22 protein-coding genes and 1 pseudogene are annotated in these 26,695 nt (G+C 44.8%); 11 read left to right on the forward strand and 12 right to left on the reverse strand.

What is annotated here, in order from left to right:
• The coding region (locus QUA99_RS07780; RefSeq protein WP_333343496.1) for an IS66 family transposase at positions 1-839 on the forward strand (839 nt) is incomplete at its 5' end.
• Between the two features lie 295 nt (positions 840-1,134).
• Here the strand turns inward: QUA99_RS07780 and QUA99_RS07785 are convergent.
• From QUA99_RS07785 to QUA99_RS07810, 6 genes and pseudogenes are all read right to left on the reverse strand, one after another.
• A complete protein-coding gene (locus tag QUA99_RS07785) occupies positions 1,135-1,944 on the reverse strand; it encodes an IS630 family transposase (RefSeq protein WP_333343494.1) in 810 nt (269 codons plus the stop codon).
• A 753-nt stretch (positions 1,945-2,697) separates the two neighbouring features.
• Positions 2,698-3,766, reverse strand: a pseudogene (locus QUA99_RS07790) (IS630 family transposase).
• A 195-nt stretch (positions 3,767-3,961) separates the two neighbouring features.
• Positions 3,962-4,429 (reverse strand): MgtC/SapB family protein, encoded by a 468-nt coding sequence (locus QUA99_RS07795; protein ID WP_333460330.1) that lies wholly within the window; start codon positions 4,427-4,429, stop codon positions 3,962-3,964.
• A 37-nt stretch (positions 4,430-4,466) separates the two neighbouring features.
• Complete coding sequence (locus tag QUA99_RS07800; protein ID WP_333235557.1) at positions 4,467-5,123, reverse strand: hypothetical protein; 657 nt, start codon at positions 5,121-5,123, stop codon at positions 4,467-4,469.
• A 265-nt stretch (positions 5,124-5,388) separates the two neighbouring features.
• Positions 5,389-6,354 carry a BadF/BadG/BcrA/BcrD ATPase family protein gene (locus tag QUA99_RS07805; protein WP_333235556.1) on the reverse strand — a complete coding sequence of 322 codons (966 nt, stop codon included), beginning with the start codon at positions 6,352-6,354 and terminating at the stop codon, positions 5,389-5,391.
• A gap of 72 nt (positions 6,355-6,426) precedes the next feature.
• Complete coding sequence (locus tag QUA99_RS07810; protein ID WP_333235555.1) at positions 6,427-6,783, reverse strand: zinc ribbon domain-containing protein; 357 nt, start codon at positions 6,781-6,783, stop codon at positions 6,427-6,429.
• Positions 6,784-6,999: 216 nt separating this feature from the next.
• On the opposite strand from QUA99_RS07810, the gene QUA99_RS07815 reads away from it, so the two are divergent.
• Both QUA99_RS07815 and QUA99_RS07820 read left to right on the forward strand, forming a co-directional pair.
• Positions 7,000-7,326, forward strand: a complete 327-nt coding sequence (locus QUA99_RS07815) for a phasin family protein (protein WP_333036214.1) — start codon at positions 7,000-7,002, stop codon at positions 7,324-7,326.
• Between the two features lie 242 nt (positions 7,327-7,568).
• Positions 7,569-8,165, forward strand: coding sequence for an FKBP-type peptidyl-prolyl cis-trans isomerase (locus tag QUA99_RS07820; protein ID WP_333235566.1), 597 nt, complete (start codon positions 7,569-7,571; stop codon positions 8,163-8,165).
• A gap of 302 nt (positions 8,166-8,467) precedes the next feature.
• Here the strand turns inward: QUA99_RS07820 and topA are convergent, their stop codons facing one another.
• Positions 8,468-11,191, reverse strand: a complete 2,724-nt coding sequence (gene topA, locus QUA99_RS07825) for a type I DNA topoisomerase (protein WP_333235554.1) — start codon at positions 11,189-11,191, stop codon at positions 8,468-8,470.
• Between the two features lie 300 nt (positions 11,192-11,491).
• Here topA and QUA99_RS07830 point away from each other — a divergent pair, with 300 nt between their 5' ends.
• The gene (locus QUA99_RS07830; RefSeq protein WP_333235553.1) at positions 11,492-12,817 is read left to right on the forward strand and encodes a transposase; all 1,326 of its coding nucleotides are present in this window, start codon (positions 11,492-11,494) and stop codon (positions 12,815-12,817) included.
• A gap of 327 nt (positions 12,818-13,144) precedes the next feature.
• On the forward strand, positions 13,145-13,948 hold the full coding sequence (locus QUA99_RS07835) for a hypothetical protein (RefSeq protein WP_333235552.1): 804 nt from the start codon (positions 13,145-13,147) through the stop codon (positions 13,946-13,948).
• Between the two features lie 434 nt (positions 13,949-14,382).
• Here the strand turns inward: QUA99_RS07835 and QUA99_RS07840 are convergent, their stop codons facing one another.
• Genes QUA99_RS07840 through QUA99_RS07850 form a run of 3 tightly spaced genes read right to left on the reverse strand, consistent with a single transcriptional unit; the run spans position 14,383 to position 17,737 of the window.
• Entirely contained in the window at positions 14,383-16,494 is a 2,112-nt protein-coding gene (locus QUA99_RS07840; protein WP_333235551.1) for a SpoIIE family protein phosphatase, read from the reverse strand.
• Positions 16,491-17,483, reverse strand: coding sequence for an ABC transporter substrate-binding protein (locus QUA99_RS07845; RefSeq protein WP_333235550.1), 993 nt, complete (start codon positions 17,481-17,483; stop codon positions 16,491-16,493). The genes QUA99_RS07840 and QUA99_RS07845 overlap by 4 nt, the downstream gene beginning before the upstream one ends.
• A gap of 5 nt (positions 17,484-17,488) precedes the next feature.
• Positions 17,489-17,737, reverse strand: a complete 249-nt coding sequence (locus QUA99_RS07850; protein WP_333235549.1) for a hypothetical protein — start codon at positions 17,735-17,737, stop codon at positions 17,489-17,491.
• Positions 17,738-18,002: 265 nt separating this feature from the next.
• Here QUA99_RS07850 and QUA99_RS07855 point away from each other — a divergent pair, with 265 nt between their 5' ends.
• The 3 genes from QUA99_RS07855 to QUA99_RS07865 all read left to right on the forward strand — a co-directional run bounded on the left by QUA99_RS07855 (position 18,003) and on the right by QUA99_RS07865 (position 20,844).
• The gene (locus tag QUA99_RS07855) at positions 18,003-19,574 is read left to right on the forward strand and encodes an NAD(P)H-quinone oxidoreductase subunit N (protein ID WP_333235565.1); all 1,572 of its coding nucleotides are present in this window, start codon (positions 18,003-18,005) and stop codon (positions 19,572-19,574) included.
• A gap of 148 nt (positions 19,575-19,722) precedes the next feature.
• A complete protein-coding gene (locus QUA99_RS07860; RefSeq protein ID WP_333235547.1) occupies positions 19,723-20,322 on the forward strand; it encodes a Uma2 family endonuclease in 600 nt (199 codons plus the stop codon).
• 105 nt (positions 20,323-20,427) lie between these two features.
• Positions 20,428-20,844, forward strand: coding sequence for a GNAT family N-acetyltransferase (locus QUA99_RS07865; protein WP_333235546.1), 417 nt, complete (start codon positions 20,428-20,430; stop codon positions 20,842-20,844).
• Between the two features lie 11 nt (positions 20,845-20,855).
• Here QUA99_RS07865 and QUA99_RS07870 read toward each other — a convergent pair whose 3' ends face one another.
• Together QUA99_RS07870 and QUA99_RS07875 are read right to left on the reverse strand one after the other, a co-directional pair.
• Positions 20,856-21,206, reverse strand: a complete 351-nt coding sequence (locus QUA99_RS07870; RefSeq protein WP_333235545.1) for a Spx/MgsR family RNA polymerase-binding regulatory protein — start codon at positions 21,204-21,206, stop codon at positions 20,856-20,858.
• Between the two features lie 113 nt (positions 21,207-21,319).
• Positions 21,320-21,763, reverse strand: a complete 444-nt coding sequence (locus QUA99_RS07875; protein ID WP_333235544.1) for a DUF4332 domain-containing protein — start codon at positions 21,761-21,763, stop codon at positions 21,320-21,322.
• A gap of 396 nt (positions 21,764-22,159) precedes the next feature.
• On the opposite strand from QUA99_RS07875, the gene QUA99_RS07880 reads away from it, so the two are divergent.
• The 3 genes from QUA99_RS07880 to QUA99_RS07890 all read left to right on the forward strand — a co-directional run bounded on the left by QUA99_RS07880 (position 22,160) and on the right by QUA99_RS07890 (position 26,494).
• Positions 22,160-23,569: an aminopeptidase P family protein gene (locus tag QUA99_RS07880; protein ID WP_333235543.1), complete on the forward strand. Its 1,410-nt coding sequence runs from the start codon at positions 22,160-22,162 to the stop codon at positions 23,567-23,569.
• Positions 23,570-23,851: 282 nt separating this feature from the next.
• Positions 23,852-24,676 carry an RRXRR domain-containing protein gene (locus QUA99_RS07885; protein ID WP_333235542.1) on the forward strand — a complete coding sequence of 275 codons (825 nt, stop codon included), beginning with the start codon at positions 23,852-23,854 and terminating at the stop codon, positions 24,674-24,676.
• 162 nt (positions 24,677-24,838) lie between these two features.
• Positions 24,839-26,494, forward strand: a complete 1,656-nt coding sequence (locus QUA99_RS07890; protein WP_333235540.1) for an adenylate/guanylate cyclase domain-containing protein — start codon at positions 24,839-24,841, stop codon at positions 26,492-26,494.
• Positions 26,495-26,695 lie beyond the last annotated feature (201 nt).

The raw sequence follows: 26,695 nt of genomic DNA on the forward strand, positions 1-26,695 counted from the left end.
AATCTTACGGTAATGAGTTAGCAGCATTTGTCATCATGCTCTATTTTGAACTCAGAGTACCGCCAGAGAAAATTCTGAAGTTGCTGCAATCGCAAGGGATAGTGATTTCGGCTGGGGAAATATCCAATATCTTGATTCACAAACACGCCTGTCAGTTTACCCTTGAGTATCAAGCTGTCTTACAAGCAGGGTTAGCCAGCACGTCTTATCAACACATAGATGACACAGGAATGCGGGTAAATGGAGTAAATCACTATGTAGTAACGCTGTGTAATCCATACTATACCAGTTTTTTTACTAATCGTCGCAAGAATCGCGATACGGTTAACCAATTGTTGTCTAAATTGTCGATAGACACTGACAAAGGTTTAGGCGAATCTATCAAAATTTTGGTGAGCGATGATGCCGGTCAGTTTAGTCAACTGACTAAACATCGGGCTTTGTGCTGGATACACGAAGGCCGTCATTACCATAAGTTGACTCCTTTCCTCAAATCTCATCAACTGGCAGTCGAAAATTTTGTGACCGAGTTTTGGGAATACTACGAGCGGTTAAAACTTGATCAACTTCACCCAACTACCACAGAGAAAAGTAATTTATCGCAAGAATTTGACCGCCTGTTCTCGCAAAAACAATCTTATCAAGCTTTGACCGATCGAATTGCCTTAACTAAACAAAAAAAACAACAACTGCTGTTGGCGTTAGATTTTCCTGATGTACCGCTAGACAATAATGAGGCGGAACGCGCCCTGCGAGAATATGTGATTAAACGCAAAATTTCTAACGGTACACGCACCGCGGAGGGAACTTGTGCGTGGGAAGTATTTTTGTCTCTATAGCAATCCTAAATGATTTTCTCTATCTAGATCAATCCTAAATGATTTTCTCTGTGTAAGTATATTGACGTATTTTGGGGAAATCAAATTTATGTTCGTTAGTAAAAAACTCAAATAAAAATTTGACAATCTTAAAAGAGCTACATAAATACCAATACTTTCTTAAAAAGTTTTTAGCTTGTAACCAAATATCTTCAACGGGATTCTGTTGGGGAGCATTGGGAGCAAATAAAATACAAGTAATTGACCAATTCTCAGGTTGTTTGTCACCATTTAGTTCCAATAAAAAGTCTCTAAATTATCCATATTTATGATAACTAGCTCCATCCCAAATCAAGATAATCTTGCAATTTTTATATTTATTTTGTAAGTATTTTATAAATTTAACTGTGGATTCTCCATCACCCGATGGATGGCTCTGAATATGGAATTCTTTGCTTTGATAATTGAGGGCGCCAAAATAAGTTTGTCTATCTTTTTCATTGGTAATTGGGACTTCAATTCTGATTTTTGATTGACCCCAAACATAACCAGTTAGATCACCATGAAGTAGATGACATTCATCTAAAAACAATACTATTATTTCCCCAGACTCTATACCAGCCTTGTTTTTAAATAAAATATCGTTAATCTCTTCCGTCTTGTTTTTTACCACTTTTTTATCAAATTTAGGATTAGCTTTTTGAGTTTTTTTCCAACTTATTTTCGCCCGGTCGAAAAGTTCATAGTAACTCTGTTTTGATTTATACATCACACCAAACTCTTGAGCTAAATAAGTAACCAACTCATCTAAAATCCAATATTCTTTATTCTTTAACCACTCGATTACTTCAGTATTTTGTCGAGCTGTTAAATACCCTTTTGACCCTTTATGTCCTAGTTTGATTCCGGCGATGCCTTTGGTTTTAAATTGTTTTTTCCAATAACCAATAAAAAATTTACTTACACCTAATATTTTGCTGATTTCATGGTAGATATTACCTGAAAGCGCCATCCTTACAGCTATTGCTCGTTTTAGTTCTCTTGCATCGATATCGCTTTTAATGAAATCTTCTAATTGGGCTATTTCTTTTTCCATATCTTTTTCTTGCAGTTGTAAGTTATTCATCTTTTTATTCACGATCGAGTATTGCATATAATTGTATCATAGTCTTGATAATGATTTAGGATTGCTATAGTTGACACCTGTCGCAAAAATGGGGTGAATTTTTACCACTATATTCTCGATCGCATTACACAAGCTTTTGAGCTACCTCAATTGGCAACTCTCATCAGAAATGCGGCTGTTTGAGCTGACGCGCTCATCACCATTTAACATCTATTCTTCCCCTACCTCTACACAATTAGAGCGACGCTCGCGCCTCATGAGCTGTACCTGATTCTCTCAATTTAAGGATTGAAGAGCTTTTTTCTGTACCTCACCTACCACCAGAAATGCTATCTTTTTTAAAGAGCGATCGCACCCAACATTTTGAGCAAGTTCTCAGCAATGAAGAACGTCCTCACTGTCGGGCGCGGTTGCTATAAAAGTTTGGGGTGCAGAACTTCTATCTGTAGGGTACACGGCAGAAGAACACCTTACCGATATGTAGCCTTTCTCAGTAACATGAGGTGCACGCTCGATCAGCGGCCATACCTCACCAAGATTGAGAACGGCTATAAGTAGCGAGTCAAACCACTTGTTGCGTATCGTGTATAAGTGATTAACTGGACTTGCTATGAAACCGCTAATATTATGTCACCTCGATCTACCGCAGTCAAATTGGTTGGTAGTTAGGACTTCATTCCTCATAAAACTGGCTCGGAACGATCGAGTTTTCTATGCAACGTTATACAGCACTTTTCAGGTTATACCATTTTTCTAAAGATGTGCTAGAGATAAAGAATGTAAGCTCCAAGACCATCCTGTGAGAAAACCAATGACATTATTTGTTAAAGATGATAAAATTTCCTGAACTTTTACGCGGAGTTCGTCAAGATTACTAAAGACTAACCAAGCTAAAAATTATTTGATGTATTCCCACACTCTTTCTGTTGGATTTACTTCAGGGCAATGAGGAGGCTGAAATAGTAAAATAATATTGTCTGGCAATTCAGATGTGCTTAAAAGATGACCAGGAGCATTATCGACTTGAATGATATGCAATTCATCTGGATATTGAAGCGACAACTGTTGCAAATATGCTTGAAAACAAACTTTATCTAAATGGGAAAACTCCAAAAAAAACTTCGACCAGTAGATGGGATACGGCTCCATAAAGCCAGAAATATTTAAATTTCCATTGATGTTTTTCTAGGGGTTTTACACCCCGTAGTGTTAGCCTTCGTCTCTGAATTGTATGTAGTCCTAATCGAGTTTCATTACTACACCAAAATAGAAATCTTTTGTATTTATTTAGTTGGTAATGAGCTTTTTCCAGCAAGGCTTTGAATTGATGAGATAGACTATTTTTGAATTCATTAATTGCCGTTGGCTTTTGTTCAACACTTCGAGGTGTTGGGATTTTTAATTTACTTTTTAACTCCCCTTTGACCAAAGAGTATACAGCTTGATAACTACTAGGTATCTCTTTGATTAACCAGAGCCAGAGATTAACTTCTTTATAACTGGAAAATCTGGGAGAGTCTCTCAATTATTGTTGTAATGAAGCCGCTACTTCAACTTAAAACTTCTTGGGCCTGCCAAAAATCTGCCGATTTTTTAACAAGTTTTCCAGACCACCCTCTTTATATTGAAAGAGCCAGCGATGAATTGTGGCTTCACTTTTACCCAAAACCGACGAGACTTCTCGGACTGTTTCTACTTTTTTTGATTGAAATAAATAAAGCATTTGAACTTTATTATATGCTAAAATTCTTTTTTGTTGTTTCCTAATCTCTAGCAATACTTCTACAGATTCGGCAATCGTTATATGAGGACGGCCAGACATTTTACTGTTCTCCTTTACTTTTTATATAAGTCTATCATAACTTTATAAAAATGGTATTAGTGAGGTACATAACAGAGCTAGGGACACGGCGCCGTGCCGTGTCCCTACGGCAATAGAAGAGCAATCTGGGTGTACTTCATAAACGTGGAATCTGCTGTAACGGTTATTTTACCAGACCTTATATAATCGCTGAGACTATTTCCTGCGACTCCGACGTTCTAACTCTTTAATTACTCTCAGAACAAACAGCGACATTAAAGCGCCAATTAATGCAAGTTGCCACAACCCGCATCCTGCCGCAGTTCCTAAAGCTGCTGACACCCAAATAGCGGCGGCCGAGGTAAGCCCGTGAACTTCAACTTTGCCTATTTCCTGTTGATTTTGCCGCAGGATTTCTCCGCCTCCCAAAAACCCAACCCCGGCAGCAATGCCTTGAATTACGCGCTCGATCGCCTCTCGTTCGTTTCCATTTTTATCTATTGCCAGCGGTATTAAAACAAACAGTGCAGAACCCATACTTACTAGCATATGAGTTCTCAATCCCGCTGGTTTGTGTCTGAGTTGGCGTTCCCATCCAATAATTCCGCCCACAAACATGGCTAGGCACAACCTTAATAGTATGCCTAGCCCATGATCGGGAGACCAAAAGTTAGCGATCGACAATGTTTTGCTGCAAATAATTAATCGGAAGATCCCAATATTAGCGGAGCACGATGTCCGATCGCAATCTCACTGCCAAATCTTGTTCCGGGCGAATCACGAGCACGTCAACGCTGCGCCGCCCCAACAATACTCCAGCTAAAGCGCCGATCCCAGCGCCTCCCAATACTTCTTCAGTGGCTATAGCTTTGTCGCCAGTAATGCCTGCTAGCGCTGCTGCTGCTGCTGCACCCAATGCTGCACCTTGCGCTACTGAACCTGTACCGGCACCTTTTTGAACTCTTTCGGTTCTGGTAATAACTCCCGAATAGCCGTCAATCCGATAGCGTTGGCGGCGGCTGATAATTAACTCTCTGGCAACAAATTGAGTACCGATTTGATTGCCTCTTCTGACAGGTTGCAGTGTCCCGACAATCTGACTGCCTGCGGGGATTAATACTCTGCCTTGAGCTGTGCGGATGTCTCGCGCTACTGTTAAAGTTAAAGGTGCTGTTTCTTCGCGGGTGACAAGAATTTTGTCTTTTTCATAGCTAACTGGAATTACACTGCCCGAGGGAATTCGGATGCTATCAAATTGGGAAATTCGTTGTTGGGCTTCTGCGGGGGTAGCTACCACCAGCGGCGCGCTGGTTCCAAGTGTAATGCCCAATGCGAGGATTGCTGCTGTTGCTGAACGCCATTTTTGAGAAGTAATCATATAAATTGTCTCCTTGCTTCGTTTTTGGTTTACTTAGGAACGCACTGCTGCTAAATTTGTTTCTGGTTTCGGATTCATCTGATGTTTTAATTATGGCAGCCTGGAATTGTACAAGCTGGGAAGATAAGGTAGATAATCCAGAATTTTAAAATTTGGAAAAATCGAGAAAATCCGCAAGACAGGGGCGATCGGGAAGATAAGGAAGATAGTCAACCGTCAACAGTCAACAGTCAACAGTCAACCGTCAACCGTCAACCGTCAACAATTAATTGTTGAGAGCGTTTAAGGCTAACAATCCAGCACCGAAAGCTGGTTCGTATCGGGGCGAGATGACCTTAGCTTTTGGGGCGATCGCACTTATTGCCGCTTCAAACCGACCCCGGAAATTTGCCTCTGAGTCCCACACACCTCCTACGAGCACAATTTCAAATTCTTCTCTGGGGTTAAATAGGGCTGAAATGGCTATTTTTGTTGAAAAGGTTAATTCTGCCACGGCACTGTTAATAATGCCGTCAGCGACGCGATCGCCCTCGGCTGCGACTCGATCGACAATCGGCGCTAAAGCTGCAATTTCTTTCACTCCCCAACCGCGCCGGTAAACGACTTCTACCAATTCTTCTAGGTGATTTAGGCCTAAATGGTTTTGAAAATTTTCTGCAAGTGCTGTAAAATTTCCGCGTCCGTCATAGAACTTCAAAGCCGCTTGCAAACCCTGAATGGCGATGTCATATCCGCTGCCTTCATCGCCTAAAAGATATCCCCAACCGCCGACTCGTTTAGTTTTCCCTTGACTGTTTTGCCCGAAAACAATCGAACCGGTTCCTGAAATAACGGTGATACCCACTGGATAGCCCGTGCCCCCAACAAGTGCGATCGCGCAGTCGCTGCAAATTACGATATTCCGAGGTAAGAACGATCGGGTTACTGGTAAAGTATTCGTCAACTGCAAGTTCTGCACTAGAAATTGCAATATTTCAATATCTTTTTGACGCCCGACGCCTGCTAGTCCCAGACCAATTGCTTCTATGTTGAGATTGCTAGTCGTCTCGATTTTAGCAGACAGAACTGCTCGTTCGATCGCCAATTGAATGGATTTTTTGGTTGTCTCAATTCCCAGAGTTTGATAATTTGACGGCCCTGCTTCGCCCCGTCCCAAAACAAGGTGGTTTTCGTCCATTAAGAGGCAGATAGTTTTCGTGCCGCCCCCGTCGATGCCGAATACGTAGCTCATGAATAATTTAGAGAATAATAGAGCAACCCAGATTAACAGATATATCTCTATTCTACGCTTTGCACACTCCGATTAAATCGACAGAGCAATGCTAATAATAATTAAACCAACTAAAGCTAACCAAACGAGATGGCGCTGACACCAATTTTTGATCGATTGCGGCCAGCCGCCGCTAATGTAAGGGCTCGTCGGCGGCACAAGCGGCTCAGCTCGATCGTGATAAAGCGTGCATTCTTTGGCAAAAGGACGCTGCGGGTAGTTGCAAGTGTCATCTTCGTGGTAAATACAAGTAGTGCACAGAAAGTCTTCCGATTTCGATCGATAAAGGGGGATACCCGGATGACCGAAAGCTTTGAGAGGGATTTTGCAGTGCGCGCAGGCGATGGCTCGGGCGTCTACAGGTTGGTGACAGCGGGGACAATCAGGCATTGACTTTGCTGGTGATAGGGTAATCTGGTCGGTAGCTCATTAGCGGGTTTTCCGAACGCCGAGAATGCGCGATCGACTCGCCATCAGGCGGCTGGATGCTCCAAAATAGAAAGGTAGGTGTGCGCTGATGTAACTTTAAGTTTACAGGTGGTTTCGCAGCGACCGCAGGCGACCTGAGCCGATCGGGTATGAAGGGGCAAACAGTAGGAAAAATTTATGGATAACAATAGCAACTTACTCAAACAACTGGTAATGCTGGGCATTGGTACTACCTCCTTGGTGGCCGAGAAATTGCAGGAAGTCAGCGAGCAGTGGGTCAAAGATGGCAAAATCAATTCCGAGCAAGCCAAAACCTTTGTCGATGACATGACGGAGCACCTCAAGTCGGAACAGGGCAATTGGGATACGCAGTTGCAGCGGCAACTGCGGAATATGCTGCAAGATATGGGCGTTCCCCGACAGTCCGAAATGGATGAGTTGCGGGGAAGGCTCGATCGTTTGGAACGTCAGATGCGGGATTTAGAGAACCGTAACTGGCGCTGAGTTCGATCGCCCGGGAGCGGTTCGCTGTTCTCTTGTGATAAAATTGTCACCCGAAGGCAGAAGGCTCAAGAAGGCACTTATGTAGAATTACAAACATTCTGACTTCATACTTTTGTCTTTAAAATTAGCTGGCACCTGCCATCTTTTGGCGGAAAAGTTCAGATAAAATTTGGTGGTTTTTGTTGTAATAGATGTCTTAGATATCTGAGATGTCGCGGTTAAAAGTATCAGGAGGATTAATTTTGCGAGGAGTTCTAGTCAGCTTGGGGGTAATGCTGGTTTGCTTTTTGTTTTTGATAGTCGCTCAAATGGGCGGTTCTGGGCCTCAAGCAGTTGCCGCCGAATTAAATAATCCTTCACCCGAGACTGCTATTGAGAAGTTATCAGCGCAGTCTTTGAATGAAGATAGCTTGCTAGTAGCTGATGCTACTTTACCGGAAGTACCAGCTACTATCGCTGGCAATAACATGACTGATAATACTGAGAAAGCTGAGAAAACTGTCACCACAAAATCAGGTCTGAAATATGTTGAATTGAAAGAGGGTAAAGGGGCGACTCCAAAAACCGGGCAGAAGGTGGTGGTGCACTACACTGGAACTTTGGAGGATGGCACGAAGTTTGACAGTTCGCGCGATCGCAATTCTCCTTTTGAGTTCAAAATTGGCGTAGGTCAAGTAATTAAGGGTTGGGATGAAGGTGTCGGTACGATGAAAGTTGGAGACCGCCGCAAGTTGATTATTCCCCCTGACCTAGGTTACGGCGCTCGCGGTGCCGGCGGGGTAATTCCTCCTAATGCTACGCTGATTTTTGATGTGGAATTGTTGAGAATCGCTGGCTAGGTAGCTCAACCTAATAAAACGTAAAACTTTGACGGTATTTAGAAACCCGGTTTTTCAAATAAACCGGGTTTTTTGGGTTATATCAATTCCGCTCTTCATCGGAATGATATAAACGGAGGACACGGCGCCGTGCCGTGTCCCTACCCCCATTAATTGTAGGGACACGGCACGGCGCCGTGTCCTCTGTATCATAAGGAGTGCAGCCGGAATTGATATTAGCGTGCGTCCAGAACTGTACAAATAAAGAAACCCGGTTTCTCAAATAAACCGGGTTTCTGGGATGACAGAAAAATAAACTAATTTTACTTGGTTTTCTTCTTCGTCGCAGTCGCAGTCGCCGTCTTTTTAGCAGTGGTTTTCTTCGCCCCAGTCTCCGTCTTCTTAGCAGTGGTTTTCTTCGCCGCAGTCTTCTCAGTTGCAGTCTCAGATTTCGCCGCCGCAGTCTTCGTTGACTTCTTGGACTTGCTGCTAGTTTTTCCCCCGGCAGCTTCCTTGGTTGCTAACAATTCCAGTGCTTTTTGTAAGGTAAAATTCTCCACAGATTCATCCTTGGACAAAGAAGCATTGATATCGCCGTGTTTCACGTAGGGGCCGTAGCGGCCGTCGTAAACATTGATGGGTTCTCCAGACTCTGGATGGGCGCCCAATTCCTTCAAAGGTGTGGTGGCTTTGCTGCGGCCGCGGGCGGCTTTCGGCTGCGCTAACAATTCTAATGCCCGATCGAGCTGTATAGTCAAAACATCATCCGGCGGTTTGATCGATCGATAATCCTTCCCAACCTTACCCTGGTCGTGAACCACATAAGGCCCGTACATCCCCAAATTAGCTTGCACCTTCGCCCCCGTCTCCGGGTGAGAACCCAACAACCGGGGTAAAGTCAACAAACTCACCGCCATATCCAGCGTCACGGTATCCTTATCCGTCCCCTTCGGTAAAGAAGCCCGCTTCGGTTTCTTGTTCGTTTCCGAAACATCCCCCAACTGAACGTATGGGCCGTAACTGCCAATCAGCACATAAATCGGTTCCCCGGTTTCCGGGTGAAGACCCAATTTTTCCGGGCCTTCCGTTTTTTGCTTTAACAGAAAGTCAACTTTTTCCGGGTCTAAATCTGCAGGCGTCAAATCTTGGGGAATCGATGCTTTTACCAGGCCTTCTTCGCTTTCTGATTCCAGGTATGCGCCGAATTTGCCGATGCAAACTTTGGCCGAGAGATTTTCCAATACCACAGTTCGGGCAACTTTCGCGTCAATCTGGCTTTCCTGTTCTTTGACTTGGGTTGCGAGTCCCGTTTCCCCTGTATAAAACTTTTGCAAATACGGCAGCCATTTAGCCTCGCCCGTGGCAATTTCATCGAGGGTTTGTTCCATTCGGGAAGTAAAACCGGTGTCTACTAAATCGGGAAAATGTGTTTCCAATAAAGTCGTGACGGCGAAAGCGGTGAATGTCGGAATTAGGGCGTTAGCTATTAATTTGGCATATCCCCGATCGACAATTGTACCGATAATACTCGCGTAGGTACTCGGACGGCCCACACCTTCGCTTTCGAGCATTTTCACCAGAGAAGCTTCCGTGTAGCGCGCGGGAGGTTGAGTTTCGTGTCCAACTGCCTCTAAATCTTTACAATTAGGTTTATCGCCCACCTTCAGCGCCGGCAAAATCACCTCTTGGTCTTCCAACGCCGCATTCGGATCGTCGGAACCTTCCACGTAGGCCCGCAAAAAGCCGGGAAAATCAATGCGTTTGCCGCTGGAACGGAAACCGGCATCTTCTACCTGAGTTAATACAGTGACGTGAGTTTGGCGGGAATCTGCCATTTGAGAAGCCACAGTCCGCTTCCAAATCAAATCGTAGAGGCGGAAATCAATGCCATCCAATCCGGTTTGCTGCGGAGTCCGAAAAGTGCTGCCGGCGGGACGGATAGCTTCGTGGGCTTCCTGCGCGCCTTTGCTTTTCGTCGTGTATTTGCGCGGTTGGGGGCTGAGGTATTCGCTGCCGTAAAGTTCTTGCACGCAACTGCGCGCCGCTTCTATCGCCTGTTCGGACAAATGCACCGAATCCGTCCGCATATAGGTGATAAAACCCCGTTCGTAGAGACTTTGGGCAATTCGCATAGTTTCCCGCGCACCCAGCCGCAGCTTGCGGTTAGCTTCCTGCTGCAAAGTCGAGGTCGTAAACGGCGGCGAAGGTTTGCGGGTGACTGGCCGTTCTTCGAGATTTGTGACAGTCCAGGGTTTGTTTTGGATGCGCGATAGTAAAGCCCGCGCCTGTTCTTCGTTCAGCAAAAGTACGCGGCGGCCTGCGATAATTTGCCCGGTATTTTCATCAAAATCGCTGCCGTTGGCAACTTTCACATTGCCGACTGTCACGAGTTTGGCATCAAAGGAAATCTTGCCCTTTTCCAAAAGGGCTTTTAAATCCCAGTAACTACCTTGGCGGAAGGCGCGGCGTTCGCGTTCCCGGCGCACCAAAAGCCTGACTGCGACTGACTGCACTCTACCGGCCGACAAACCCCAAGCGATTTTTTTCCACAGTAGCGGGGAGAGTGTGTAACCGACGAGTCTGTCGAGAATTCGGCGAGTTTCTTGGGCTTGTACAACTCGATTGTCGATATCGCGGCAGTGAGTCAAAGCATCGCGGATAGCTTCGCGGGTGATTTCGTGAAACACCATCCGCTTGATGGGAACTTTGGGTTTGAGGATTTGCAGCAAATGCCAGGAAATGCTTTCGCCTTCCCGGTCTTCGTCAGTGGCTAGAATCAGTTCTGTGGCTTCTTTGAGGGCGTCTTTGAGTTCTTTAACAATTTTCTTTTTATCTTTCGGGATGACGTAGAGGGGTTCAAAGTCTGCCTCCACGTTTACGCCGAGTTGCGCCCATTTTTCTCCTTTAACGGCTTCTGGTATTTCTTCGGCCGAGGAGGGGAGGTCGCGGACATGGCCCATCGATGCCTCTACGCGGTAGGTGGAGGGCAGGAAGTTGCGAATGGTGCGGGCTTTGGTCGGAGATTCGACGATGACTAGGGTTGACATGGCATCTTTAATATGGGTAGCGGCGCAGAAGCGAGTGTTTAATTTACAGAGTGTATGTCAGATGTCAAGGCTTCTGGAAACATTTGGGTATTATTTTCAACTAGAACAGCAGGATTCCCCCACCATAGCGTAGCTTGGTGGCGGGAGAAATGCGCGTGAGCGACGAATCCCGTCCCCAACCGAAACCGACAATCTTTAGATGTTGGAAGGGCTCTTTCGGTGAGGAGTGAACAAATTCCTTACTTTTCCTTGCTATCTTTATCTTCACGAGATACAATAATACTAGATTTCGTGAAAATAATGTCCCAAGTAATCACCGCCAAGCTAAAACTCAACCTGACCACCGAGCAAAAAGCTTTGGTGTCCCAGACTGCCTTGGCTTATCGAGATGCTTTGAACTACACTTCGCGAGTTGCTTTTGACGCAGGTAAAACCAGTAATGGGGCTAAGTTGCAGAAAGCTGTTTATAACGAGTTAAGAGCTAAATTTGGGCTGGGAGCGCAAATGGCTTGCAATGCTCCAAGACAGGTATCTGCTACCTATAAAGCCCTGTGGATCAAAGCAAAGCAGAACGCTGATGCTATTGCCAAAGGCTACACTAAGAAACGATATAAAGGACTAGACAAAGCTCCCAAGTATGTTTCTAGGACTTGCACTTTGAACTATCAGCGAGATTACTCATTTAAAACTGAGGGTCGAGTTAGTATTAACACTCTGAATGGTCGAGTGGTTGTTTCTTATAATGGTTACAATAAGCACCTTGCTCTGATTGCGAAATGCCCAAAGATTGGTGTGGCAAAGATTGTCTATCAGCGTTCTTCTAAGACTTACTACTTGATGGTGATCTTAGAGATAGAAACCCTTGAAATCGATCCCACAAAGATCACCAGAGTCTCTGGTGTTGATGTTGGGCAAAGATATCTGGCGGTAGAAACAGATTTACAAAACAAGTCTAAATTCTACTCTGGTAAATCTGCTAGACACAAAGCTAATCGCTACCATAAAGCGCGACAAACTCTTCAGCGTAAAGGCACTAGATCGGCAAAGCGTAGATTAATTGCTTTGTCTGGTAGAGAAAGACGGTTTATCGCTGATGTCAACCATCAAATCAGTAAAGAGATTGCTAAACCTCACAGCTTGATTGGACTAGAAAACTTGACTGGAATAGGGGATAGAACTAAGTCTAGGTCGGGAAAAAGGGCTAGCAAGAAGCAACGCAAAGCTAATCGGAACAAAGCTAAGTGGTCGTTTGCCGAATTACATGGCTATATTGATTATAAGGCTAATCTGAATGGTTCTTTGGCTACAAAAGTTCCGGCTCATTATACTTCGCAAAGTTGTCCTAAATGCGGTCATACATCGAAGGCTAATCGACCAAACAAAGGGCTAACATTTCGTTGTGAATGCTGCCAACATGAGTTGCATTCTGATTTGGTTGGGGCACGAAATATCACATTAAGAACGCTACTTGTCCGGCAAGACTGGATGAGTACGGGGAGCTTGTCAGTATCCCCTGATGTGTCAGGCAATGAAGCCAAAGCTGAGATTTTACAAAAATTCTCAGAATTGCGGTGGAGTCTGGACACAAGCCCCCACTATAGCGGTACTCCGCTTGGTGGCGGGTAATTGACACTACCTTAATTTTTAAGTTACTGCCTCACGGGTTGCAGGTGACAAGCTGATGGGATTTTACTGCTTTCGGGGCCGAGGCTGCCAATCGCGTCTCTACAAGATGCACCGGATGATGACCTGACTTTACCAGAATAGTCGGTAACTGGATGTTGAGACTGCTGGATGCGGGCGGATGGTTCCTCAATCTGGTTGTAACTTGAAGCTTGGGAAAGGTTGGGGGGATAGATTTTAGATTTTAGATTTTAGATTTTAGATTGGGAAAAATTGACTGAGTAGAGGTTTGGGACTATCGATTTTAGATTTTAGATTTTAGATTTTAGATTGGGAAAAATTGACTCAGTAGAGGTTTGGGACTTTGGTACAGTACGCTGTGCAGCATCAGCGCGGCGATCGGAAAAAAAGCGATCGCAGAAGGTTAAAATTACTGGAGCGATCGATTCTACGAACAATGCTATGACATTTGAATTCGACCATCTTTTTATCCTTACTGATATTGGTGCTTCGGAAGCTAATCGTTTATCATCATTCGGTTTAGTTGAGGGTGCATCTCGCATTCATCGCGGACAAGGTACAACCAATCGCTGTTTCTTTTTCCATAACGCAATGTTGGAATTGTTATGGATTCACGATCCAGAAGAGGCGCAGTCTGAGCCAATTCATCAGACTCGTCTTTGGGAACGATCGACAAATCGGAATAATGGTGCGTGTCCGTTTGGCATCTGTTTGCGTTCAGCCAAAGATTCTGATGACACAATTGCATTTTCTAGTTGGGCGTATCGTCCACCTTATTTACCTGAAACAATCAGTATAGCAGTGGCTACAAATAGTGATGTGTTGACTGAACCCATGCTTTTCCAAATTCCCTTTGGTCAACGTCCCGATCGATACTCGGGCGAGAACTCAAAGCCTTTGGAGCATGGTGTTGGTTTGCGCGAAATTACTCGTGTAGAATTAGTCAGTCCTGCTGCCAATAATCCCTCACCTGAACTGCAAGCAGTGCTTGAGACAAATCAGCTAAAGTTACGGATAGGAACCGAGTATTTTGTGGAGCTTGGTTTTGATGGAGAAGTGCAGGGACAACAGGTAGATTTCAGACCGGGATTGCCGCTTATTATCAGTTGGTAATCTCAAGCCGTCAGTTAACAATAATTTTTATAAACTGTAGAAGTCTTGGCATTGCACAATTTGAGAATGATGCTTGTGCGGAGCAGGAGTTAGGCATGAAAATACACGCCTTCGGGCGGGAGGCCCATCCCACAAAACAATCAAAATAATCCCGCAATTATGCAAGGCAGAATTTTTGGTCTATTAGCTATAGTTCACGGCGCTGCGACAGAATTATGGGAGCATCTCATATTTGTAAAAACACTTCTTCTGGCTCCTTCCTTCTTCCTCTTTCCTTCTTCCTCTTTCCTCCTGCCTCGCAGCCTCGGGCCGTTCTGCCTTAAAACTCCAATTTCTAGCTTAACTGCTTTCATTGAGATGCTCCCAGAATTATTTTTAAAGCGTCTGCCGTTAAATCAATTGTTTTTTAGTAATTTATTTTCATAAATTATTACTCAAACTCTCAGTGTCGCGGTAGTATTTTTTTGGGAAATTATATTTTTAACTAAAGTTCCCTTTTCAGTAACGTCAGCCTCCCGCTTAAAGACTAGCAACGTAATATCATCAAATACTTTCTGCTTACCGATATGTTGTCGCACATCTGCAATCACCGCCTCCTTAATTTCTCCAGCAGACTTGTGCCAATTTTGACCGATCACTTGACACAATTGCTTCAGTCCATACTGCTTTTTGCCGATGTTATAGGCTTCTGGAATGCCATCAGTATAAAGCACCACGCCATCCCCAGGTTCTAGTTCAATCAGGATGTGACTGATGAAGTCTGCGATATCATCATCTAAAGCGATCGGGAAGCCTAAATCCATCGTGTCGATGCGCTCAACCTCTCCATTTTTTCGTACCACTAGCGTTTCTTCATGTTGACCGCTGATGCTGATTCGTCCTTCGGAATAGTTCAAAATCGCCAGCGTCAAACTTTTCTCAGAATTCATCCGCTGCACGTTTTTGTAGAGGGTACGGTTGAGTACATCGAGGAATCGAACGGGGTCTAGTTCGCGAATCTCTTGCAGGGTGCGAACTGAGGTTTGCGTCATCAGCATTAGAATGCCACTCTCCAGGCCGTGTCCGGTGACATCGCCGATACCCAGTGTTACCACACCATCGATCTGTAGCACGTCGTAGTAATCACCTCCTACTTCATCGGCGGATTCCATATATGCGGCGATATCTAGTCCGTCAATTTCCAGTTCATCAGGGTTGGGCAAAATCATTTGCTGGATCTGACGCGCCACATTCAATTCTGCACCTAAACGGAGGTTGTCTTCTTTGAGTTTTGCGTTGAGGGCAATGATTTCCTCATTAGCATTAGCTAGTTCTGCTGTTCGTTCTTTAACTTTGTCTTCGAGGGTTTCAAAGGATTCTTGGAGTTGCCTCGCCATACTGTTGAAGGATCGTGCCAGCAGACCGATTTCGTCTTGCGATCGCATCTTCACACGCATATCTAAGCGACCGGCCGTAAACTGAGTAACCGCTTGGGTGAGGTCAATCACAGGCTTTGTTAATAGTTGTGCGATCGCAAAAGCGATGACAGTTACAAGTGTGGCGATGATTGCTAATAAAAGAAGTGCATCGCGTATTTGTTTTTCTACAGGTGCTAGGGCAACGGCAATGGGCTGTGCGAAAAGGACTGACCAACGTTGATGTTTCAGGCGGGCGATCGCTAAAAGGCTCAACTCATTTTTATTACCCCTACCTGGTAATCGTGTGGTTAGATAAGGCTGTTTAGTGTCTAATGCTTGCTTGAGTTCGGGCAAATTGATTGCAAGTTCTTTCCTTAGATTCTTAGGCAAACGCCCTTCGCGTTTCAGTTTCGCTACAAGATTGGGCGACAAAGGCACAATGGATTTGAAAAGGAGTTCTGGTTTAGTGCTATGTGCCAAATGGATATAGTTTTCATCTAAAAGAACTGCTAACGATTTCGCACCTCCGTGTTCAGTTTCTCGAGTCACCAACTGCTGGACAGATGTGGCATTGTATGCCACCCGCAATACACCCAATGTATTTCCCTTCGCATCGCGAACAGGACTGCTAAAGAACAGCGTAACGAGGTTGGGAATTGTCGGCGATTGCCTAATACTAGAAACAAAAGGTAGTTGAGTTTTGAGCGGTTTTTGGAAGTAATCTTGACCGGATTCATCTCGTCCAACATCCGGTGTATTCGTATCGAGTACATTCTGTCCCTTTAAGTTGAGCAAGGCATAGGAGATAATATTAAGCGTATCTTTGCGACTGAGCCTGGTTAAGGTTTCAGTCGCTAATATCTCTTGGGGACTATCCTTTCGCCGTTCTGGAGGTAGGTCCAGATAGGCTGCCAAACCCGGTAAAATTGCTTCTACGCGCACGGCATTGAGATTCGCATCGATAAACCCATCTATTCTGTTAGCGGTTTCGTGAGCCTGAGCAGATAGGGCTTGTCGTGCGTTTTCGGTCAAGGCGTTTTCGGTTGTATGTTTGTCGATAAATGCTAACAACAGCAATGGAATCAGAGCAACGACGAGAAACGACAAGATTAACTTTGTACGAATGCTTTTGAAAAAATAGCGATTCATGGTTTCAGACTAGGAGGGGGAGTTAAGAAAGAAGAATTGAACAAGGTTTCTAGATTGGGAAGGCGCGTTACATTGCCCGTGCGAATAAAAAAATCCGCATATTTAGTGGCAGTTTTGTATATATACTTAGGACTGTCTGATTGAAAGTATTTTTGATTTTCTGCCAAGTCAGTCAGGTCTATTCCCTCGAAAGATATTGTCTTGCTGGGAATATTCAACGCTTTGCTCGCGATCGCGTTTCCTTCGGGAACATTGGCTTCCCAATAGGACAAGCCTTGAAGCCAGCCTCGCACAAAGGCGCGAATATCTTGGGGGCGATCGCGTATGACCTCACCCCGAAACGCGACTACATCCAAAATTAAGCCAGGGGTTTGTTTGCTGGTAAACAAAATTTTTGCCCCTAATTCTAATGCTTCAGAAATATGCGGTTCCCAAGTGTGCCCTGCTTGGATAGCATTGTTTTGCAAGCGCTGGGTAACTTCTAAACCATCAACTTTAACCAGCCTAACATCATCGCTCGTCAGCTTAGAGATTTTCAACATCTCACTAACGAAGACTTCGCTAAAGCTGCCTAGATTTGCACCAAGCTTTTTTCCTTTCAAGTTAAGGATTGTTTTAATGTCGGATTGCGCGACTACCACATCTGCACCTGTCGATTCATCCACAACCATCACAGTTTGTATATCGGGATTTGTGGCACTCAAGATGATAAAATCGCCCAAGGTCAATCCGATCCCATCATACTTCCCTGCACTGAAATCTGCTTGTTGCAATTGTAAGTAGTCTGCATAGCTGAGTTCCACGTCTATTCCTTGCGCTTTGAAGAATCCTTTCTCTCGAGCGATGATGGCAGGTGTATGGCCAACAAAAGAGATACAACTTACTTTCAGGGGAGGACGTTTTACTTTTACAGGTGCTGAAGACTGACAAGCAAACAGCAGCCAGCCTGTAATAATAAAGATACAGATGTAATTGAGTAGTTTAGACATACTAGCTATAGCATTCCTGGTATCGAAAAAGCGACTGATATTTGATTGAGTTCGATCGACCTAAGTGCATCCTCCGCAATTGCCGCTAAACCTGTTCCGGGGGCGATATCTAGAACTTGCTGCCCCGACGATCGCACTTTTGCCAATTCTACTAACCGAGTTGCAGCTTGTTTGTGAAATTCATTTTCGCAGTCGGGACGGTTGTTGAAGTCATTGAGAATAAGTTGTTTGTACGCACTTAGCAAGTAAGCCATGCCGAATTACTGGTTTAACTTTCTATATTGTGGCAGTTATGGTCGATCGCGACTTTCGTCGCAGGTGACATCAGTTGGCAATCTCTACAATGCGCGCCAATGTATGCAAAACCGCTACCGAGTATCAACTCCCGGGTCACAAACACCCGCAAAACTGGGAGCGCGAAGCTGTAATCAGCTACAATCTGTGTTTGGTAAAGAATTTTTACGAGTTCGCTGCCCATTACAGCCTTTGCGGCTTGTACTACCCAACCTGCGTGAAAATATGGATTTTGCTACTCTTGCCGCCCAGCTAAATGCTGGAACTATCTTACCGGAGGGAATTGTCATCATCACCCTCTTGGTTGTTCTCGTCGGCGATTTAATCGTAGGCCGCAGTTCCTCGGGTTGGACTCCCTACGCTGCCGTTGCGGGTTTGCTGGCCGCCGTCGCTGCCTTGTGTTTGCAGTGGGATAACACGGATACCATCTCGTTTCTGGGCGGTTTTAACAGCGATGCCTTGAGTTTAGTATTTCGCGGAATTATCGTTTTGAGTGCGGCTGTCACTATTTTGATCTCCGTCCGCTATGTACTGCAAACGGGTACAGCTTTAGCCGAATTTATCGGCATTTTACTCAGCGCTACTTTGGGGGGAATGTTCCTCAGCGGCGCTGATGAATTGGTGATGATTTTTATTTCCTTGGAAACTCTGAGTATCTCGTCTTATTTGCTGACGGGTTACACAAAACGCGACCCGCGTTCCAATGAAGCTGCTTTGAAATATTTGTTAATTGGTGCATCTTCTTCGGCGGTGTTTCTCTACGGTATTTCGCTGTTGTACGGGTTGTCTGGCGGCGAAACTAAGCTGAGTGCGATCGCGGCTAACCTTTCTACTGTGAATGAAGGTCAATCTCTCGGTTTGGTGATTGCTTTGGTTTTTGCGATCGCCGGAATCGCCTTCAAAATCTCTGCAGTTCCCTTCCACCAGTGGACTCCTGACGTTTACGAAGGTTCTCCTACACCCGTGGTTGCCTTTCTTTCTGTCGGTTCCAAAGCAGCAGGTTTTGCCCTAGCAATTCGCTTGTTAACAACTGCTTTCCCCGCACTTACCGAACAGTGGCACTTCGTATTCACGGCCTTAGCTATTCTCAGCATGGTGTTGGGTAATGTGGTTGCCCTCGCCCAGACTAGCATGAAGCGGCTTTTGGCTTATTCGTCGATCGGGCAAGCCGGTTTTGTAATGATTGGTTTGGTTGCAGGAACAGAAGCCGGTTACTCCAGCATGATATTTTATATGTTGGTTTACCTGTTTATGAACTTGGGCGCTTTCGCCTGCATCATCCTGTTCTCGCTGCGGACTGGAACCGACCAAATTAGCGAATACTCCGGTTTGTATCAAAAAGACCCGCTGCTAACTTTAACCTTGAGTATTTGCCTGCTTTCTCTCGGCGGAATTCCGCCGCTGGCTGGATTTTTTGGCAAAATCTATCTGTTCTGGGCCGGCTGGCAAGCTGGACTTTACGGCTTAGTTATTCTGGGATTAATTACCAGCGTCGTTTCGATTTACTACTACATCCGCGTTGTCAAGATGATGGTAGTCAAGGAACCTCAAGAAATGTCGGATGCGGTGAAAACTTATCCCGAAGTTCGCTGGAACCTTCAGGGAATGCGGCCTTTGCAGGTCAGCGTTGTACTCGCCTTGGTTGCGACAAGTTTGGCAGGTATTTTGTCGAACCCTTTGTTTAATTTGGCTAATGATGCTGTTACCAAAAGTCCCATCTTGCAGTCGGCATTGAGTCAGATGAAACCTGTGGTGGCTGCAAAAGTTGAATCGAATTTGTTGTCTAGCCGCGATTAAGTTTACCTGTTTGGAAATCGGGAAAAGCGCCTAACTATTGAAGTTGGGCGCTTTTTTGTTGTGATATACTGTTAGTTATGATTTTTAACCGCAGATGCAGGCAGATTAACGCAGATAAACGTAGATAAAAGTTAGTACAGAGGCAACAATGTTAGTACAAAGTAAGAAAAAGTTTTATACTCCAGATGAGTACCGGAAGTTAGAGGAAAATGCTGAGTTTAGAAATGAATACCGCGATGGAGAAATTGTAAAAATGACGGGTGGTAGTATTAATCACAGCCGGATTATCCGAAATTTGAGTAGAGTCTTGGGAAATTTGCTTGAGGGGCAGCCCTATGAGCTTTTTCACAACGATTTGCGGTTGTGGATTCCTCGGTATCGACGGGGAACTTACCCGGATGTGATGGTGATTGAAGGGGAACCAGTTTTTACCGAGGGACGCAGTGATGAGATCCTCAATCCGATGCTCATCGTGGAAGTGCTTTCTAAGTCTACCAAGGATTTCGATCGAGAGGATAAGTTTCGGTTTTATCGATCGATCCCTGAATTCCGTGAATATGTGTTAGTCAATCAATCTGAGTTTTTAGTCGCACAATATATTAAAACAGAATCAAATGAATGGTTGTTTCGGGAATATGAGGGAGAGACAGCAACAGTTTCTTTTGCTTCCTTGCGAGTGCAAATGTCGATGAGCGAGATTTATGCAAAAGTGGTATTTGAAAGCCAGGAAACAGAAGTGCAGCAGTAAAATTCATGCTAGGGGGTGATGCAATGTCCAGCTTGGTAACAGTAAAACAATCATAATTTGGTTGGTGGTGAGGACTTTAGTCTTCTAATTTTTATGAGGGAAGATATGGATAAGTACCGAATTGTCGAAACTTTGACTGACAGCCAGATTTCTGACTTGATGGATTTATACAAAAACGAGTTTTGGAGCGACAAGCGGAAGCGGGAGGATGTTGTCAAAATGCTGGCTTCTACTGATGTTACCATTGGTTTTGTCGATGAGAGCGATCGACTAATTGGCATTATCCGCGTCATTACCGATTTCGTATACAGAGCCATGATTTTTGATGTCATTATCAAGCCGACACACAGAAAGATGGGACTGGGTGCGAAGTTGATGGATGCAGTTTTAAGCCATCCCGAACTGCAAGATGTCGAGCATTTTTATCTTAATTGTTTGCCCAACATGATGCCGTTTTACGAGCGTTGGGGTTTTACGGATGATGTGGGCGAACTTAAGTTTTTGCGGCGAACAACAGGCTGAACTCAGCCATTTTAAAGCCCCAATTTTTCTCGAATTGCGTCTTGTTTGAAACCTACTAAGACAGCCGTTCCATCTTTAACGAAAAGAGGACGTTTCAGCAGCATCGCATCCTTAGCAAAAGCCTCCACCCACTGTTCGCTCGTCCAATTATTCTTGTCGTCCCCCAAAGCACGGTAAGATTGACCGGAAGTATTTCGCATGGGTTTAAAACCCAAAGCAGCTACCCAGCTTTGAATTGTTTCGCGATGCGGCGGCTGTTCTTTTGTGTTAATAAACTCGTAATTAACGCCGCTATCTTGGAGCCACTGGAAAGCTTTTTTGCAGGTTCCGCAGTTCGGGATTCCGTAAACTTTAATTGACATAATATGGGGAATGGGGAATTGGGAGTTGGGAATGGGGAATTGGGAATTAACCAATAACTAATAACCAATAACTAATGACCACTGACTAATGACTAATGACTGCTGACTAATGACTAATGACTGCTGACTAATCTAGCTTGTTGAACCCATTTTTGCACGCGATCGACTGAAGGAGTCAAGTCATTGCGCTGCATTGTCGCTACGTGCAGCCTTAAAATTTGTTGGTGCAATCTCTCCACGGGCATTTGAGCCAATTGAGCCGGAGAAGCAACGCCGGCGTGCAGTAACAGCCCGCAATACTGACAACCTACACTCGGAATTCGAGCCAAATTTGCCATGGCTGCCCATTTATTAATATATTGAATGTTAATCTGTAATTGATGCGCTAGCAATGCTTTTGCAGCCTGCGTTTTCGTCATGCGAATTAGTTGTCCGGTTGTGGTGATGCTGCACTCTTCCAGTTGAGATTGGTTTTCCTTGCTCAATCCCGGTAAGTGTGCGATAGGCCAGTCGCGTACTTGTACGGAAGTTTGAGGAGCTTTGTGAGAAATTTTCATGTTTTTTCAGTGAATTTTACTTATACTTTAAAGTCTAAAATATCAAACCGTCAATACAGGCGATCGCTCAGCTCGCAAAATCAACAAAAACCAGACCAACAAATTTAGCTAATTGCGGGTATGGTGACATTTCTGGTAATTGGCTGCACAGTAGCACTTTCAGCCTTTCTTTCCTCGCAGCCGGCAGGGTTCCTGCTTAACAAAATCATGCCGGCGATGACGACAAATACGATTAAAAATACCGCCCTAAAAATGATAGCAAAAAATCCGAGCAAGATGAGACTTTTTCCAAAAATTGCTGCCAAGTTGGCAGTCAGGAATTTAGTGCTTTAATCCCGAGACTCAAACGACTTCCGCTTTATTGCAAACCAAACTCAAATTTATCGGTTTTTACCCATGAGAATTACAGCAGGTTATGATTTGTTAACTAATACTTTACACCAAAGGCGGCAAAAACTGGCCAATTTAATTAATTTTCCGGTAATTCTCTGGTCTGGTCGCAGCATTCCTCGCAATTATCCGGCACTTACTTTCCCTTTTCGCGCCAGCAGTCACTTTCTATATTTTGCTGGTTTGCCATTAGAAAATGCGGCCATTCGCTTAGAATCGGGTAAGTTAGAACTGTTCTTAGATGACGCACCTGCTAGCAACACGCTGTGGCACGGAGAAATGCCAAAAAGAGCAGAAATTGCTGAACTAATTGGGGCTGATGCTGCTTTTCCAATGGCCGAATTGAAAGCGCGATCCTCTTCGAGGGCTCCGCTAACGACAAATGCAGCAACTATCGCCGTCCAGGATTATTTGACTCAGTTGCAACAGTCTCAAATTCTCGATCGCCCTCTGGCACCGCCTAACTCGCCAACCGGAATCGACCTAGAATTAACTCAGGCGATCGTATCTCTGCGCCTGAACCACGATGCAGCCAGTTTGGCCGAATTGCGTCAAGCTGCGGCTGTCACCGTAGCAGCTCACAAAGCGGGAATGGCCGCAACTCGAAATGCTCAAATTGAAGCCGGGGTGCGCGCTGCAATGGAAAGTGTCATCATCTCCAAAAATATGACCTATGCCTATCCCAGTATCGTGACTGTACGTGGAGAAGTTCTGCACAGCGAACATTATCACAATCCCCTACAAACAGGAGATTTGCTGTTAGCAGATGTCGGTGCGGAAACATCAACGGGATGGGCGGCTGATGTGACTCGCACTTGGCCTGTTTCTGGTAAGTTTTCTCCGACTCAAAAAGCGATATATGATGTGGTTTTGGCAGCGCACGATGCTTGTATCGATAAAATTAGTCCGGGCGTGGAATATCAAGACATTCACCTGTTAGCTGCTCGAATTATGGCGGAAGGATTGGTCGATTTGGGCATTTTGCGGGGTCATGTTGAAGATTTGGTAGAAATGGACGCTCACGCGCTGTTTTTTGTCCACGGAATCGGACATTTAATCGGTTTAGATGTTCACGATATGGAAGATTTAGGAGATTTGGCGGGTTATGAAGAAGGGAGAGTTAGAAGCAGTCGGTTTGGGCTGGGATTTTTGCGGCTGAATCGAGTTTTGCGATCGGGAATGCTGGTATCGATCGAACCTGGATTTTATCAAGTTCCGGCAATTTTGAATAACTCGGAAAATCGCGCCAAATATAAAGATTTTGTAAAGTGGGACGAGTTGGAAAAATTCGCAGATGTGCGGGGAATACGCATAGAAGATGATATACTTGTTAGCGAAGAGGGTAGAGAAGTATTGACAGGGAAATTGCCAACAAAAGCTCTGGAGATTGAGGAGTTAGTTGCGGTAAGTGCATGAGTATGGATTGAATTAGATCGATCGGCCTCAGTTCGATCGGGTATGAAAAAAGATAAATAAAGGTCACTAACCCCACCCTAAAGGGATGGGGCTTGTAAGGAAGCCAAGCCATAGGTGGAAAACAAGCGCAAGTAGGACTAGACAAGGGTTGAGAAACCAATTTGAACTAACTCTTATGTGGCACTTCAAGGGACGTTACAGGCGCTCTTCCTAACCCGTAACCACTCCGTTAGTCAAAGTCGAAGGAAATTAAACAGTTAGGCTTACCGCTAAACCAACCCCATGCAATATGTTCCCGTAGTCGATCGAGATCGGCGTCCTTTAATGCCAACAACACCCGCAAGGGCAGAGCGTTGGATTAAATCTAAAAAAGCAACACCGTTTTTCCGTAAAGGGATATTTTGTGTTCGCTTAAACGTTGAACCTTCAAATCGTCATACTCAACCCGTAGCAGTTGGAATCGATCCGGGTTCTAAACGTGAGGGTTACACAGTCAAATCAAAAGCTCACACCTACTTAAATCAGCAATTTCATGCTGTTGATTGGGTCAAGGAGTCTGAAGAGACAAGTACAAATGCCAGACGTGCGAGGCGCTATCGTAAAACACCTTGCCGCAAACCCCATCAAAACCGCAAGCGGGGCCCGATTCCTCCCAGCACTAAAGCTCGCTGGCAGTTCAAAATCCGAGTAGTTAAAGTCTTTGATGGCTTATTTCCTATCTCAAACATTGGAATTGAGGATACAAAAGCTGTAGCCAAAAAAGGTTGTCGTAAATGGAACAAGTCATTTTCGACTTTAGAGGTCGGCAAAAATTGGTGTTATTCCCAATTAGAAAGAATTGCACCCGTCACCAAGTTTGATAGCTATACCGACACTTACTTAACTCGTCAAGAATGGGGTTTGAAAAAATCCACAGCAAAGTTGTCTAATGGTTTTGACGCCCATTGTGTCGATTCCTGGGTACGTCTTCAATCCTGGGAAAAACCGATATCGCCGTCCTTATGGTGGCTTCATGTCACAAGGATTAAAGCGTGGGGGAATTGTCAAACCTCCGAAATACGGCAAGTGTTATGTAGGTGGCGAAGATATTCAGAAATCTCGCATTAGCCTGCACAACCTTGATACAGGAAAACGCCTGTGCCAAAACGCAAAGCCCACGGATTGTAAGTTTTTGGCTTACAACTCTTGGCGAACCGTAAAGCCGTCCTTTTAGGACGGGGTTTCCAACCCATTTTTTTGATGAATAAAGCTTGGCAAATAGGTCTTTTGATGCTCGTTGAAAAACTGGCCGCGCAAGTCCAAAAATTCGCAGCACATAGACTTGCGCGCATTTTTCGGAAACGTGTATCCTCGCCGCCGCCGATGCAAGCTGCACCTTTGCCCAGCAACGAAGAAGAGAGGCTAGAAGCACTTTACCGCTACCACATTCTCGATACAGATGCCGAAGCAGCTTTTGATGACCTAACAGCTTTAGCCTCCTATATTTGCGGTACTCCTATTGCTTTAGTCAGCTTAATAGATTCTAACCGACAGTGGTTTAAATCAAAAGTCGGTCTGGAAGCGCCAGAAACTCCGAGAGAGTTAGCTTTTTGCGCCCACGCTATTTTAAATCCCAACGAATTGCTAGTTGTACCGAATGCTCTAGAAGACAATCGCTTTGCCGGCAATCCGCTAGTAACTTCCGATCCCAATATTCGATTTTATGCTGGAGCCCCGCTAGTAACTGCTGACGGTTTCCCGATCGGCACTTTGTGCGCGATAGATACAGTTCCTCGCAATCTCGCTCCAGAACAGCTAGAAGCGCTGCGGACTTTAGGACGGCAAGTTATCAGCCAAATGGAGTTGCGAATTAATCTGACTAAATTAAAGCGGGCACAGGTTCGGCAGAAACAAGTTGAAGCAAAACTCCGTTCAAGTGACGAGCAAATTGTCAATTTTTTGGAAGGGATGAGCGATGCTTTTTTTGCTTTCGACCTCCAGTGGCGATTTACTTACGTCAATTACAAAGCAGCGCAATTTTTACAGCGCTCGCCGGAAGAACTTTACGGTAAAAATTTTTGGGAAGAGTTTCCCGAATTAGTGAATTCGGATTTTTATGAAGAGTATCATGGAGCTGTAGCAAAACAAGTTGGAGTGGCTTTTGAACAATATTATCGTCCCTTAAAAGTGTGGGTGGAAGTCCGGGCTTTTCCTTCTCATGACGGCATTTCAGTGTTTTTTCACGACATAACCAAGCGCAAGCGGATGGAATCAGCACTCAGGAAAGAACAGAAAAAAACTGAAAGTTTACTGCTAAATATTTTGCCAGAACCGATCGCCGACAGGTTGAAGTACCAACCGGGGTTAATTGCAGATAAGTTTGAAAAAGCAACAATTCTTTTTGCTGACTTGGTGAATTTTACCCAAATTTCTACCACCATGTCCGCAACTAAATTAGTGTACTTGCTGAATGAAATTTTCTCAGCTTTTGACCAACTGAGTGAGAAACACGGCTTAGAAAAAATCAAGACGATCGGGGACGCTTACATGGTAGCAGGCGGTATTCCCATTGAACGCCCAGACCACGCAGAAGCGATCGCCGAAATGGCGCTGGATATGCTAGCGGCAATTAAGGAATTAAATGTGAAGCTAGACGCGCAATTTGACCTCCGCATCGGGATTAATAGCGGCCCGGTGGTAGCGGGGGTAATCGGCACTAAAAAATTCATTTACGATTTGTGGGGAAATGCCGTAAATACAGCTAGCCGCATGGAATCTCACGGCATAACAGGTCGCATTCAAGTCAGCCACTATACTTATGAGTTGCTGCAGGATAAATATGAATTTGAAGATCGCGGCGAGATCGAGATTAAAGGTAAAGGGGAAATGCGGACTTATTTGCTGACGGCTAGAAAAACAGCAAGCGCTCCCGAAATCGGAGAGTAAATAGGGAGCATCCCGATTTTATAAAAAGCGTTTTTTTAGGAGTGTTCGCCTATAGATATTGAAGCGAGATACAGCCATTGTAGGGACACGGCAATGCCGTGTCCCTAGGGAGAACGAAAAAGTGGCTGCGATCGCAAGGCAAGCAAAAGCGTCGGAGCAGATCGGTCAAATCAGATTATGCTATAGACAGAGATATCCGAG

The sequence above is a fragment of the Microcoleus sp. F10-B2 genome, from assembly GCF_036704965.1.
In the GTDB taxonomy this organism is placed as follows: Bacteria; Cyanobacteriota; Cyanobacteriia; order Cyanobacteriales; family Microcoleaceae; genus Microcoleus.